The organism is Algibacter sp. R77976 (genome assembly GCF_044594645.1).
GTDB lineage: Bacteria > Bacteroidota > Bacteroidia > Flavobacteriales > Flavobacteriaceae > Algibacter_B.
In genome coordinates, this window is record NZ_CP138989.1 from 779355 (window position 1) to 791374 (window position 12020).

Sequence of the window (12020 nt, forward strand, 5' to 3'; positions counted from 1 at the left end):
CTAACCATTATGAAAAATAAAAGAAACACATTTTTTAAGACTATTTTTAGTATGATTGTTGTTTTTGCAATCATATGTACAACAAATTTAAACGCTCAAACACCACCAGGTGGAGGTACAGATACCATAGATTCACTTCCTTTAGATGGTGGACTTATAGCGCTATTAATTGGTGCAGTAGCATTTGGTGTTAAGAAATTGTATAACAATAAACAATAAGAATGATAATAAAGCTTAAGGCTTTAATTCATGATATTCCAGTACCAATAAGGCTTTTTCTAGGAAAAGCCTTATTGTTTTTTATAACCTGGAAAATTATTTATGGGCTATTCTTATACGATTCAAAACTTATAGACCACCCATTAACCATACATGTTGGTGAAGCCTCTGTCCAATTACTAAATAGTATGCCTTCAATGTCGGGTTATACATCTATAAGAGAAATTAAAAACTCTACTTATGATGGGGAGGTAAATACACAAGAAGCTTCCAAAATATATCACAACGAAAAAGCAATCGTATACATCGTAGATCGCTGTAACGGACTAGAATTAATAGTATTATATATTGGTTTTATTGTATGTATGCCTTCTAATTTTTGGCGTAAAGTACTCTATATTATAATTGGTGTCATCGTACTCGACATAACTAATATTCTAAGATGCGCTGGTTTAATTTATTTACAAGAATATTTTCTCGCCTATTTTGAATTTATTCACCTTTACTTATTAAAAGCATCAATGTATACCATTACATTTTTAATCTGGATGCTCTTTTCACGCAAAATACATTTAAAAAATGAAGCTATACAAATCAGATAAGGTTCGCTTTATAGCTGGCCTTATTTTTATTATTGTTATCTACTCTTGGTATTCCTTATATTTTGTAGACAATAGTGCCATTGCTTTTATCCCAAGGAAAATTAGGCATGTTATTACCTTGTTAATCACAATAATAATTTATTTTGTTGGAACATTTCATCTAGGTAAATTAAAAGACACGTGGATGTCTACTATTTGGCACCTTGTTCATATTTCAGGGCTAATTATTATTAGTTTAATAGGTTTATTCGATTGGTTTATTGGTGGAAGCTTAACGTTAAGTAGATTTGCAAGAACCATTCAAGAAATATTGATTTCTCCTGTTTTATATGTCGCAATGGGACTTCTTAATCGTAGCTTAAAAAAATAATCTTAATTAAATTAAATAATTCAACTATTAACTCCGTTTTTAAATCTATTCATAGTCAAAACAGAAGACCAAAAATTATTGTTTTAAATGGTACAAGATTTGGATGAGATAAATTTTTATAAATAACTAAATTTTCTAGTACTAAAAACAAAGATCAACATTAATTCTTACTTTTATACAAAGCATTATAGTTAATGAACAAAACAAGAAGAACCTTATTAAAAAGTATAGCTCTAACACCTTTTGCTTTAAACGCTGATAAACTCATGGCATTTTCAAAAGAAGAAGCTCCCATTTTTAAAAACAGGCTCCAATACAGCATCAACGCGTATTCCTTCAATTCTGAGTTACGAAGCGGGAAAATGACATTTTTTGACATGATGGAATTCTGTGCAGAAATTGGTATGGATGCTGTCGATATAACAGGTTACTATTTCTCATCCTACCCAGATGTGCCATCAAACAAAGAACTTTTCACTTTAAAAAGAAAAGCTTTGGATTTGGGTTTAGATATTGCTTGGACTGGTGTTAGAAATAACTTTGTAACTCCAGATGTAAATAAGCGAAACTCAGATATAACCCTTATAAAAAACTGGCTTGAAGCTTCCTCTAAATTAGGTGCTACAATAATGAGAGTTTTTACCGGAAAAAACAAAAGTGAAACTCATTCTCGAGATGAGATCAAAGAATGGCTCATAGAAGATTATAAAACATGTACCAATTTTGGTGAAGAAAATGGTGTAATTGTAGGTCTACAAAATCATGATGAATTTTTATTTACTAGTGATGAAATAATCAACATAATAAATCGTGTAAATTCAGATTGGTTTGGTCTCGTTCTTGATTGTGGAAGTTTACCTTCTTCAAATCCCTATGAAGAAATGGAGAAATTGGCACCTTATGCTCGTTATTGGTTTGTTAAGGAACACGTTAAAACACAAAACAGTGTTAAAACTCCTGCTGATTTAAAACGAATTGCTAAGATTATTAAATCTTCTGATTTCCAGGGTTATGTGTCTTTTGAGAGTCTTAAAGAGGGCGACACAAAAGAGATTATTAAAGATATGTTTAGCACTTTCAAATCTGCTCTTTAAAATAGTGTATAAAACAATAAAAAAGTCCATTCGCTCTATTATCGAATCTGTTAATCAAAAACTGTAAAACAAAAAAGCCAACTTAAACAAGTTGGCTTCGAACATAACATAATTAGCTATTAATTAGGTTCTCATGTTCTAATCTAGCGCTGGGATTCTTAGTACTTGACCAGGATATATTTTATCTGGGTCTGTAAGCATTGGTTTATTGGCTTCAAAAATAACAGGGTATTTCATAGGGTTACCATAATATGTTTTTGCAATTTTTCCTAATGTATCACCACTAGCAACGGTATGAAATTGTGCTATTGGCTCTTCATGTTCAACAGTCATTTGGTCATCAACAGTTGCAATTCCGTTTGAGTTTCCAACAACTAAAACTACTTTTTCTCTTGTAGCTTGATTGTAAGCTAAACCAGAAATTGTTGCAGCATCGTCATCAATAAACACATTTAAACCTTCAACTTGAAGTTGTAAATCTGTAATTGTTTCTTCTAGCTTTCTGGCAGCAACTTCTTCTAATTTTAATTCTTTTGCAGCAGCATCAGCAGCAGCCTCTTTTGCTTCTTCAGCGTCAGTTTTTCCAATTCCAAAGACTTTTGCTCCGGCATTTTTAATAAATGAAAATAATCCCATTTTGTAATATATTTTTAAGGGTTAATAGTATTTAGACACGAAACACAGAAATAAGTCACAATAATAATTTAAAACATAAAAACAAACAGTCTAAAAATGATTGCATTAAGCATAAATTACACCATTATTAAGTAATGAATCGTTTTCAAATATTAGGCAGGAATTCTTAATACTTGTCCAGGGTATATTTTATTTGGATGATTAAGCATGGGCTTATTTGCATCAAAAATAATGGAATAGTTTTTTGCATTTCCAAAATATACTTTTGCAATTCCCCTTAGAGTATCGCCACGTAATACGGTATAAAATTGAGCAAAAGGTTCTTCATTTTCTACCGTCATATAATCCTCAACAGTCGCAATACCATTTGAATTTCCAACAACTAAAACTACTTTTTCTCTTGTAGCTTGATCATAAGCTAAACCAGAAATTACTGCTACATCAGTATCAATAAAAACATTTAAATCTTCAACTTGTAATTTTAATTCTATAATTAGCTCTGCTATTCTTTTGGCGGCAGCAGTTTCTAATTCAAATTTTCTAGTTGCGGCATCTGTAGAATCCTTAACATATGTTTTATCAATTCCAAATACTTTATTTCCAGCATTTTTCATAAATAAAAACATTCCCATTTTGTGTATATTATGTGTTAAGAGTTTATACTTATTAGACACAAAACTTATAGATACGTCACAAACTATTTATAAAAAAGAAACCGCTTAAAACAAGATGTTTTAAACGGTTTCTTAACTAAATAACCAACCAAAATTTTTATTAAACCCTTGTGTTTTCTCGAGGGTTTTCTACTCTATCTTTTCTAAACTTACGTTTTTTATCTGTTTCGACTTTTTTACCTTTCGTTTTAACGTCAGATTTTAAATATTGTATATATCCTCTACCTTCAAACTCATAAACCGTTTCAGATGCTGGATGGAACAATTTTATCTTACTGTCATTTATAACGCTCAATTCAAAATACTCATTGCCTAGATAATCATAATCTAATGTTAAAGTTTTTAGAAAGGCGTCACCTCTTACATCATCTACACCGTAAACACCTGTATAATCCCAATAAAGGTTATTTACATTAAGCCCTATATTATCTTGTGAGCTTTTAAAAGTTGAATCGTTTCCTCCTGCTAAAAACTGTAAATAGTTTTCGTTGTCAAATTCATTTATAGCTCCAAACTCGCTTGTATATGTTTTTTCCCAAGCCTCATATTCTTGTAAGAAATAATGAATATTATCATAGAATACAAAATCATAATCAAAATTATTACGTTGGTAACCATCTAAAAAGTACGACGTGTCGTTATTAGGGTTATACAATTCTATTGTATTATAATCCACTTCATAAACATCAAAAGTTGAAAAACCATCAATATCATGCTGTACATCTAAAATCATGTTATAAGCATCATACTCGCCAACATCAATTCCAAAACCATTACCATTCGCTCCTAATCCTGCAATATTATTGTTTGCATATACCACACCATCTATAAATGAAACCGTAAATGCCTTTTGTAAAAAAGGAGTTTCTCCATAACCAACTGTACTATTAATATCTACATACCAAAGTTCATAAGAGCGTAATAATTGATTTACAGAAATATTAGTATTATCGTTAAAGTCATCAACTACTACCTCTGTATAACACGATGTAAAAAGAGTTGCTGTTAAAGCAAAAGTTAAAAGTATTTTTATCGTTTTCATAATATAACATTTTAGGGTTCTTGTATATGTAGTTTCAAAACGCGTGCCAAAAAAGAAAAAGGTAATATTTCATTGGCTTTATAATAACTAATATTTTATGTATTTTTGATATAGAAAATGATTAAGAATCTATGGGTAAACCTTTAAAATATGCGGTTTTTGGAGCTGGTAGTTGGGCAACAGCTATCGTAAAAATGCTTTGTGAAAATTTAGATGAGATTGGATGGTATATGCGAAGCGTATATACCAAGGAGCATTTATTAAAAGAGCAACATAACCCAAACTATTTAAGTTCAGTAGAGTTTCATTTGGAGCAATTAAAACTTAGTAATGATATTAATGAAATTGCCGAGTATGCCGATGTTTTGATCTTTGTTATTCCGTCAGCATTCATACATAGCGAATTGGAAAAACTAAACATCGATATTTCAAATAAAACTATAGTATCTGCAGTAAAAGGTATCATGCCAGAAACTGGGCTGTTAGTGGGCGAGCATTTTCATCAAATTTACAAGGTGCCTTTCGATAATATTGCAGTTATTGCGGGGCCTTGCCATGCAGAAGAGGTAGCTTTAGAGCGTTTGTCATACTTAACAATTTCTTGTTCTGATACCAATAAAGCGAACGACATTGCTAATTCCCTATCAAGCGATTACATAAAAACCACAACTAGTGATGATATTATTGGTATAGAATATGCCGTAATGCTTAAAAACATTTACGCCATTGCTGCAGGTATAGCACATGGTTTAGGCTATGGCGACAACTTTCAAAGTGTTTTAATGAGTAATGCCATTCGCGAAATGAAACGCTTTATTAAAAAGCGCCATAAAATGAAACGGAACATTAATAACTCGGCGTATTTGGGTGATTTATTAGTAACAGGCTACTCGGTATTTTCGAGAAACCGTATGTTTGGTAACATGATTGGTAAAGGCTATACCGTAAAATCTGCTCAAATGGAAATGAGTATGATTGCCGAAGGCTATTATGCCACTAAAAGTGCACACTTACTTCATGAAAAAAGCGCGAAAAAGTCTCAAATTCCTATTATAAATGCTGTTTACGAGATTTTATATGAAAACAAGAACCCTAAAAGAGTGTTTAAAAAACTGACTGATAAGTTGGATTAAAAAAAGCCTCTTCTAACTCCTACAAAAGAGCAGAACACTCAACTCAAAAATACATCTAAATCAATAATTTTATTTAGGGAGTTACCACAAGGGTCGCGCTTTCACAAGTCGCTCTCTGCGAGGAGCTCCAACAATTGTTCAATCCCTAACTCGCTTATCTGCAAAAGCTATAGTTTTAACATTTGTTTCAGCTTGTTTGTTAGGAGATTTCTACATTCGCAGAAATATGTTACTTGACCAAAACACCTTTAACTTCCATTAGAGGTAGCGGCTGTAAAGCCTTTAAATTTATGGTGTTTTTTCTAAACAAATACGTTTTATCAAACATGGTATTACCGTCAAAAAAAGACACTTTAAACGTATTATTTAATGCAAATAAATCTTCTTGCATTAATTCAATTTTAGCATAACTTTTTTTAGGAAGTAAGTCTAGTTTTTTTCTAAACACCGAAGTTGTTTTGTTTTCTGAATAACCGCTGGTAACAATAAGAATCATCTCTAAATCAACATCCTTATCGTTTATAATGTAGGCGTTCCAATCTTGTGTTTTATAGATATCGTTATACTCGTTTACAACAGCTATGTAAACGTCTTTAACTTCTGGGATTTGGATATCTTTTTTCATTGAAACTACAAAGCGCTCTTAAACTGCTCTAAGAAACGTACATCGTTTTCACTTAACAGACGAATATCTCCAATTTGATGCAATAACATAGCAATACGATCTACACCAACACCAAATGCAAAACCAGAATACTCATTAGCATCAATTTTACAATTCTCAAGTACGTTTGGATCTACCATACCACAGCCACCAATTTCTAACCAACCGGTGCCTTTTGTTATTTTATAATCGGTTTCTGTTTCTAAGCCCCAATACACATCTATTTCTGCACTTGGCTCTGTAAACGGAAAGTATGATGGGCGTAAACGTATTTTACTTTTCCCAAACATTTCGGTAGTGAAGTGTTGAAGGGTTTGTTTTAAATCTGCAAAACTTACATCTTTATCTATATACAAACCTTCTACTTGATGAAAAAAACAATGCGAACGTGCCGATATAGCTTCGTTTCTATACACACGACCCGGAGAAATTGTACGGATAGGTGGTTTGTTGTTTTCCATGTAACGCACTTGCACAGAACTGGTGTGCGTACGTAACAATATATCTGGATTGGTTTGTACAAAGAATGTATCCTGCATATCGCGTGCTGGATGATATTCTGGTAGGTTTAACGCTGTAAAATTATGCCAATCGTCTTCTATTTCTGGTCCTTCACTTACGTTAAAACCAATACGTGAAAAGATATCGATAATTTGATTTTTTACAATAGAAATAGGATGACGTGCACCAATTTGAATGGGCTCACCTGGGCGCGATAAATCGCCAGAAACACCTGTTACCTCTTCTTTGCTTTCCAGCTCGTTTTTTAAGGCATTAACCTTTTCTTCGGCTGTTTTTTTAAGTTTATTTATAGTTTGACCAAATTCTTTTTTCTGATCGTTTGCTACATTTTTAAACTCGGCAAAAAAATCGTTTAACAATCCTTTTTTACCTAAATATTTTATACGAAATGCCTCTACCTCTTCTTTAGATTGGGCTTTAAAGGCTTCTGCTTCTGCTATGAGTTGGTTTATCTTATCTATCATTATATCCTTAAAATGATGGCAAATTTACTGTTTTTAGGTGATTTTCACTAGAAGTTATATTGGAAATCATCTTTAATTGTGGATTCCTGCATTCGCAGGAATGACAAAACAAAACACACTTAATTAATATACTCGGTTTCTAAAAAGTAGTTTACAATGGCTTCTTTCATTAAAACACTTTGTTCACCCGCTTTTAAATGTGGTAAATCTGCTAATATTTTATAATGTGGCCAACCTTCTTCATCGACAAAATCCAGGTCGTAATAGCCATAAGGCACAAGCAATTTGCAAATAGCAATATGCATGAGGTCTAATTTTTGGTCTTTCTTGAACTCCCTGTCTAACTGACCCAGTTCTTGAACACCTATAAGGTAAATTATAGCATCGAGGTCTAGTGTATCGCCATCTGCAAATTGATTGGATAGTTTTTCTACTACCAATGCCCATCGTTCTTTTAATTGTTCGTCTCTTGCCATAATAAATTGAAAGTGGCAAAGTTAATAAACCTAAGTGTTAGTATTATTTTATATTTGTTTTAAATTACTTTTAATATGAGCGTTATAGATATTGTTTTAGGTGCCTTAATTTTATTTGGACTTGTTCGTGGTTTTATGAAAGGGCTTTTTGTTGAAGTAGCCTCTTTAGTAGCTTTGGTTGCTGGTGTCTATGGCGCCATACATTTTAGTAATTTTGCCGCTGAGTTTTTACAAACTAAAACAGACTGGAACGAGAAAACCATTAATATTACTGCTTTTGCAATAACTTTTGTAATTATAGTTTTGGCCATTGGTCTTGCTGGAAAGGCTTTAACTAAACTTGCCGATTTTGCTGCTTTAGGTATTTTAAACAAATTGGCTGGCGGTGTTTTTGGAGCTTTAAAAATTGCTTTAATTTTAAGTGTGGTTTTAAATATTTTTGATAAAATGAATAGTACCATAACATTTGTGGAAGAAGACAAAATAGATGATACGATACTTTATAAACCTGTAAAAAGTTTAGTGCCTTTAATTTTCCCGAATATTTTGACGTCTAAAGAAGATGAAAGTAATCCTGAAACCGAAGCTTAAAAAAGGTAATTATTAAAATAGTTTTTGGATTGAACACGTTTAATCTAAATGATAGATTTCCATAATATCATGTAAATACTTTTCGAAATCTATTTTTAAATCAATGAGTTTACCTGTGTGAATATCGAAAACCCAACCATGTACTTGTACATTTCTGTCTCGATATGCTTTTTGAACTGCCGCTGTTTTAATAAGGTTTACGCACTGTTCTTTTACGTTAAGCTCTACTAATCTTTCGTATTTTTTTTCCTCGTCGGTAATGGCGTTTAATTCTGTTTTATGAATTCTGTAAACATCACGTATATTTCGTAACCATCCATTTAACACACCTAAATCTGCCGATTGCATTGCTGCTTTTACACCACCACAGCCATAATGCCCACAAACTACAACGTGATTTACTTTTAAATGTGACACCGCATATTCTACTACGCTCATAGCGTTTAAGTCTATGCCTGAAACCATATTAGCTATATTTCTGTGCACAAATGCTTCACCTGGACCAAGACCCATTAAATCTTCGGCAGTTACACGGCTATCACTACAACCTATATATAGTAATTCGGGTGTCTGCCCTTTCCCTAAGTCTTCAAAATAACTTTTAGATGTTGCCAATTGTTTTTTAATCCAAGCTTCGTTATTTTTAAAAACTTTATCTAGGTTCATGTTTTATATGTGTTAATTTACTTGTTTTACGTTTTCTTTAACCCAATTTAAACAGGTATTAAAATTCTCGAATATATGATCATTCGGAATTAAATCTGGAATAATATCGATGCGTTCCATTAAATAACGAGGTTGAGGTAATAAATCTACAATTAAAAATTGGACCCCATTTTTTCTTAAGTCTAATAATATATCTTCTAAAGCATATAAACCTGATTGATCCATGTATTGCATCTTACCAAGCCTTAAAATAACTGTTTTCGCTGTGGAAGGAATTTGTTCAGCTAGAGCTTGAAAATCGCTTGTTGACCCAAAAAATAAAGGTCCTTTTATATGTTTAATAAAGACTTCTTCTTTTAAGGTTTCAGGGAAATCTATTTCGTCTTCCCAGGCTTCTTCTTTTAAAGTTTTCACATCTGATGATTGAGCTGTTATAAATCCAATTTTTTTCATGAACATTAAAGAGGAAATAACTAAACCAATACCTACTGCAAAAATTAAATCCCAAAACGTTGAAAGTAACAATACAATAAACATGATTAATACTTCTGAACTTAACTTTATAGGACCTAATTTAATATCTTTTGGCATGCTTGGTATAGCCTTAAGTCCTTTATAGTCCATAACGCCAATTCCCACAGTAAGTAATATACCTGCTAATACCGCTACCGGAATTTTTGATGCTATGCCGCTTAATCCTAATAAAATTATTAATAGTAAAACGCCTGCTATCATACCCGATAGTTTTGTTTTTCCACCAGACTGAATATTAACTACTGTTCTTATAGTTGCGCCTGCACCTGGAATACCTCCAAAAATTGAAGCTATTGTATTACCAACTCCTTGACCAATTAATTCTCGGTTTGGTTTATGCTTAGTCTTGGTCATATTATCTGCTACTACACTTGTTAAAAGTGAGTCTATGGCTCCTAATAAAGCCAATGTTAAGGCTGTGAAAAAGTAAGGCATAACACTACCAACATTAAAATTGGTGAAAATTTCTAAATTAGGCACAGGAAAACCGCTTGGTATTTTCTCAATAGGTCTATAGTCTAAACCGAAGCCTAATGCAATTGCCGTCATAACTATTAAGGCTACCAAAGTACTAGGCACAGCTTTAGTAATACGTTTAAAACCATAAATAATAACAATCGTTCCTAATGCTAAGGCTAATTCTAACCAATTAATATAACTTAAAGCCCTTGGCAATAGTTTAATAACACTCTGTGGCTTTTTGGCTTTACTTTTAGCAATACTCCTAGACTCATTGTCTATGTCTAATTGTGTTATTCCTTTTGCTTCTTCAATAGTTTCATTTAACGCATCTAAAACTAAAGTTTTCTCACCTACGTTCTCTTCAAGAACATTACTTAATAGGTTAGTTTTGGCTTCAATTTCAAAGGTTTTCACAAACTCAGTATCCTCATTAGGATAATAGCCTATTGCCGGCAATATTTGTGTTAGCAATATAATAACACCTATAGCTGTCATAAAACCAGAAACTACAGGATATGGTATATATCTAATATATTTACCTAACCCTAATACACCTAAACCAACCTGCATTAAGCCAGCTAGTAGGAATACCATTAATATAACTGGGAGTGCTTTTTCAACATTACCATCATTGGTAGCTATAATACTTGCTATAACTACCATACTTACGGCGGTCATTGGTGCTGTTGGACCAGATATCTGTGTACTTGTACCACCAAAAAGCGCAGCAAAAAAACTAATAAATATAGCGCCATATAAGCCAGCACTTGGACCTAAACCAGATGACACTCCAAAAGCTAAAGCTAGTGGCAAGGCTACAATACCAGCAGTAATGCCACCAAAAGCATCGCCTTTTATATTTGAAAATAAATTTTTCATTTTTTAATTTATACTTTAAATAAACCCGTTAACCTTTCTCCATTCAAAAAAATCAAAACTTAAGTATTCCTTTTCGAATTTAATTTTTATTCCCGATATAAATTTCCAAAATCGCTAGACCGTTGCATTAATAAAAATCTACTGCACCTGAATTGATATCATACATTGCGCCTACAATTTTTATTTCTCCATTTTTTTCCATTTCAGATAATACTGGACTTTCAGCATGAATTCTATCAATTGTTAATTCAACATTCTTTTTTGAAACGTTATCAACAAAATCCAAATTCTTAGAATTTCTTAAAGCAGCATCTGCCGGTTCTGAAACCGCATTTACAGCTGGCTTAATTTTGCTTAACATAGCTGTTAAATTTCCTAGTTTAGCATCATCACACGCACCTTTTACTGCACCACAACTGGTATGTCCTAAAACAACAATTACTTTTGTTCCTGCTAGTTTACAAGCAAACTCCATGCTTCCTAAAATATCTTCATTTACAAAGTTACCAGCAATACGAACACTAAATATATCACCTAAACCTTGATCGAAAACCAATTCGGCAGACACTCTAGAATCAATACAGCTTAAAATAGTTGCAAAAGGAAATTGCCCATCGCTAGTATCGTTAACTTGCTCTAAAAGGTTTCTATTTGCTTTTAAATTACTTTGAAATCTTTGATTCCCTTCTTTTAAGAATTGAATTGCTTTTACTGGAGTCATTGTAGACTGCGTTTCTTTTGTATGTGCTTTCATAATATATTATTTAGTATTTTTTAAACGGTTTGTTTTTCATCTTACTTGTTCTGAAATAACGACACGTTTTATTTTTGATTTTTCCTTTCGCTTCTTCAACGGTTTCATTTAACGCATCTAAAACTAAGGTTTACTATTCTACTTTCTCTTTAAGTACACGACTTAAAAGATTAGGTTTTACTTCAATTTTAAAGGTTCTTACAAATTCAGTACTCTATTAAATAGATCTTCATTTATA

The 12020-nt window shown here is 32.3% G+C and carries 15 protein-coding genes; 6 read left to right on the forward strand and 9 right to left on the reverse strand.

Going from position 1 to position 12020, the window contains the following annotated elements; all coding sequences use genetic code 11:
- The first annotated feature begins 9 nt into the window (after nucleotides 1-9).
- The 4 genes from SJY43_RS03375 (at nucleotide 10) to SJY43_RS03390 (ending at nucleotide 2285) form a co-directional block, all read left to right on the forward strand.
- Nucleotides 10-219 (forward strand): PID-CTERM protein-sorting domain-containing protein, encoded by a 210-nt coding sequence (locus SJY43_RS03375; protein ID WP_396602435.1) that lies wholly within the window; start codon nucleotides 10-12, stop codon nucleotides 217-219.
- 2 nt (nucleotides 220-221) lie between these two features.
- A complete protein-coding gene (locus SJY43_RS03380) occupies nucleotides 222-821 on the forward strand; it encodes an archaeosortase/exosortase family protein (protein WP_396602436.1) in 600 nt (199 codons plus the stop codon).
- A complete protein-coding gene (locus SJY43_RS03385; RefSeq protein WP_396602437.1) occupies nucleotides 799-1191 on the forward strand; it encodes a hypothetical protein in 393 nt (130 codons plus the stop codon). The genes SJY43_RS03380 and SJY43_RS03385 overlap by 23 nt, the downstream gene beginning before the upstream one ends.
- 194 nt (nucleotides 1192-1385) lie before the next feature.
- On the forward strand, nucleotides 1386-2285 hold the full coding sequence (locus SJY43_RS03390) for a sugar phosphate isomerase/epimerase family protein (RefSeq protein ID WP_396602438.1): 900 nt from the start codon (nucleotides 1386-1388) through the stop codon (nucleotides 2283-2285).
- Between the two features lie 138 nt (nucleotides 2286-2423).
- On the opposite strand, the gene lysM (SJY43_RS03395) is transcribed toward SJY43_RS03390, so the two are convergent.
- The 3 genes from lysM (SJY43_RS03395) to SJY43_RS03405 form a co-directional block, all read right to left on the reverse strand.
- The gene (gene lysM, locus SJY43_RS03395; RefSeq protein WP_396602439.1) at nucleotides 2424-2921 is read right to left on the reverse strand and encodes a peptidoglycan-binding protein LysM; all 498 of its coding nucleotides are present in this window, start codon (nucleotides 2919-2921) and stop codon (nucleotides 2424-2426) included.
- A gap of 152 nt (nucleotides 2922-3073) precedes the next feature.
- Nucleotides 3074-3553, reverse strand: coding sequence for a peptidoglycan-binding protein LysM (gene lysM / locus SJY43_RS03400; RefSeq protein ID WP_396602440.1), 480 nt, complete (start codon nucleotides 3551-3553; stop codon nucleotides 3074-3076).
- A 142-nt stretch (nucleotides 3554-3695) separates the two neighbouring features.
- Nucleotides 3696-4637 carry a nicotinic acid mononucleotide adenyltransferase gene (locus tag SJY43_RS03405; protein ID WP_396602441.1) on the reverse strand — a complete coding sequence of 314 codons (942 nt, stop codon included), beginning with the start codon at nucleotides 4635-4637 and terminating at the stop codon, nucleotides 3696-3698.
- 131 nt (nucleotides 4638-4768) lie between these two features.
- Between SJY43_RS03405 and SJY43_RS03410 the strand changes: the two genes are divergently transcribed.
- Nucleotides 4769-5770: an NAD(P)H-dependent glycerol-3-phosphate dehydrogenase gene (locus SJY43_RS03410; protein WP_396602442.1), complete on the forward strand. Its 1002-nt coding sequence runs from the start codon at nucleotides 4769-4771 to the stop codon at nucleotides 5768-5770.
- 229 nt (nucleotides 5771-5999) lie between these two features.
- On the opposite strand, the gene SJY43_RS03415 is transcribed toward SJY43_RS03410, so the two are convergent.
- From SJY43_RS03415 to SJY43_RS03425, 3 genes are all read right to left on the reverse strand, one after another.
- On the reverse strand, nucleotides 6000-6395 hold the full coding sequence (locus SJY43_RS03415; protein ID WP_396602443.1) for a hypothetical protein: 396 nt from the start codon (nucleotides 6393-6395) through the stop codon (nucleotides 6000-6002).
- Between the two features lie 5 nt (nucleotides 6396-6400).
- Entirely contained in the window at nucleotides 6401-7420 is a 1020-nt protein-coding gene (pheS, locus tag SJY43_RS03420; RefSeq protein ID WP_396602444.1) for a phenylalanine--tRNA ligase subunit alpha, read from the reverse strand.
- A gap of 119 nt (nucleotides 7421-7539) precedes the next feature.
- Nucleotides 7540-7896, reverse strand: coding sequence for a hypothetical protein (locus tag SJY43_RS03425; protein ID WP_396602445.1), 357 nt, complete (start codon nucleotides 7894-7896; stop codon nucleotides 7540-7542).
- Nucleotides 7897-7971: 75 nt separating this feature from the next.
- Here SJY43_RS03425 and SJY43_RS03430 point away from each other — a divergent pair, with 75 nt between their 5' ends.
- Nucleotides 7972-8487 carry a CvpA family protein gene (locus tag SJY43_RS03430; protein WP_396602446.1) on the forward strand — a complete coding sequence of 172 codons (516 nt, stop codon included), beginning with the start codon at nucleotides 7972-7974 and terminating at the stop codon, nucleotides 8485-8487.
- Nucleotides 8488-8526: 39 nt separating this feature from the next.
- Here the strand turns inward: SJY43_RS03430 and SJY43_RS03435 are convergent, their stop codons facing one another.
- From SJY43_RS03435 to SJY43_RS03445, 3 genes are all read right to left on the reverse strand, one after another.
- A complete protein-coding gene (locus SJY43_RS03435) occupies nucleotides 8527-9153 on the reverse strand; it encodes a carbonic anhydrase (protein WP_396602447.1) in 627 nt (208 codons plus the stop codon).
- Nucleotides 9154-9165: 12 nt separating this feature from the next.
- Entirely contained in the window at nucleotides 9166-11028 is a 1863-nt protein-coding gene (locus SJY43_RS03440) for a SulP family inorganic anion transporter (protein WP_396602448.1), read from the reverse strand.
- A gap of 127 nt (nucleotides 11029-11155) precedes the next feature.
- A complete protein-coding gene (locus SJY43_RS03445) occupies nucleotides 11156-11782 on the reverse strand; it encodes a carbonic anhydrase family protein (RefSeq protein ID WP_396602449.1) in 627 nt (208 codons plus the stop codon).
- Nucleotides 11783-12020: the final 238 nt, after the last annotated feature.

Bases quoted from the DNA above. Each gene is read 5' to 3' on its own strand.
- SJY43_RS03375 (WP_396602435.1), top strand. From the start codon at position 10: ATGAAAAATAAAAGAAACACATTTTTTAAGACTATTTTTAGTATGATT.
- SJY43_RS03380 (WP_396602436.1), top strand. From the start codon at position 222: ATGATAATAAAGCTTAAGGCTTTAATTCATGATATTCCAGTACCAATA.
- SJY43_RS03385 (WP_396602437.1), top strand. From the start codon at position 799: ATGAAGCTATACAAATCAGATAAGGTTCGCTTTATAGCTGGCCTTATT.
- SJY43_RS03390 (WP_396602438.1), top strand. From the start codon at position 1,386: ATGAACAAAACAAGAAGAACCTTATTAAAAAGTATAGCTCTAACACCT.
- lysM (WP_396602439.1), bottom strand. From the start codon at position 2,921: ATGGGATTATTTTCATTTATTAAAAATGCCGGAGCAAAAGTCTTTGGA.
- lysM (WP_396602440.1), bottom strand. From the start codon at position 3,553: ATGGGAATGTTTTTATTTATGAAAAATGCTGGAAATAAAGTATTTGGA.
- SJY43_RS03405 (WP_396602441.1), bottom strand. From the start codon at position 4,637: ATGAAAACGATAAAAATACTTTTAACTTTTGCTTTAACAGCAACTCTT.
- SJY43_RS03410 (WP_396602442.1), top strand. From the start codon at position 4,769: ATGGGTAAACCTTTAAAATATGCGGTTTTTGGAGCTGGTAGTTGGGCA.
- SJY43_RS03415 (WP_396602443.1), bottom strand. From the start codon at position 6,395: ATGAAAAAAGATATCCAAATCCCAGAAGTTAAAGACGTTTACATAGCT.
- pheS (WP_396602444.1), bottom strand. From the start codon at position 7,420: ATGATAGATAAGATAAACCAACTCATAGCAGAAGCAGAAGCCTTTAAA.
- SJY43_RS03425 (WP_396602445.1), bottom strand. From the start codon at position 7,896: ATGGCAAGAGACGAACAATTAAAAGAACGATGGGCATTGGTAGTAGAA.
- SJY43_RS03430 (WP_396602446.1), top strand. From the start codon at position 7,972: ATGAGCGTTATAGATATTGTTTTAGGTGCCTTAATTTTATTTGGACTT.
- SJY43_RS03435 (WP_396602447.1), bottom strand. From the start codon at position 9,153: ATGAACCTAGATAAAGTTTTTAAAAATAACGAAGCTTGGATTAAAAAA.
- SJY43_RS03440 (WP_396602448.1), bottom strand. From the start codon at position 11,028: ATGAAAAATTTATTTTCAAATATAAAAGGCGATGCTTTTGGTGGCATT.
- SJY43_RS03445 (WP_396602449.1), bottom strand. From the start codon at position 11,782: ATGAAAGCACATACAAAAGAAACGCAGTCTACAATGACTCCAGTAAAA.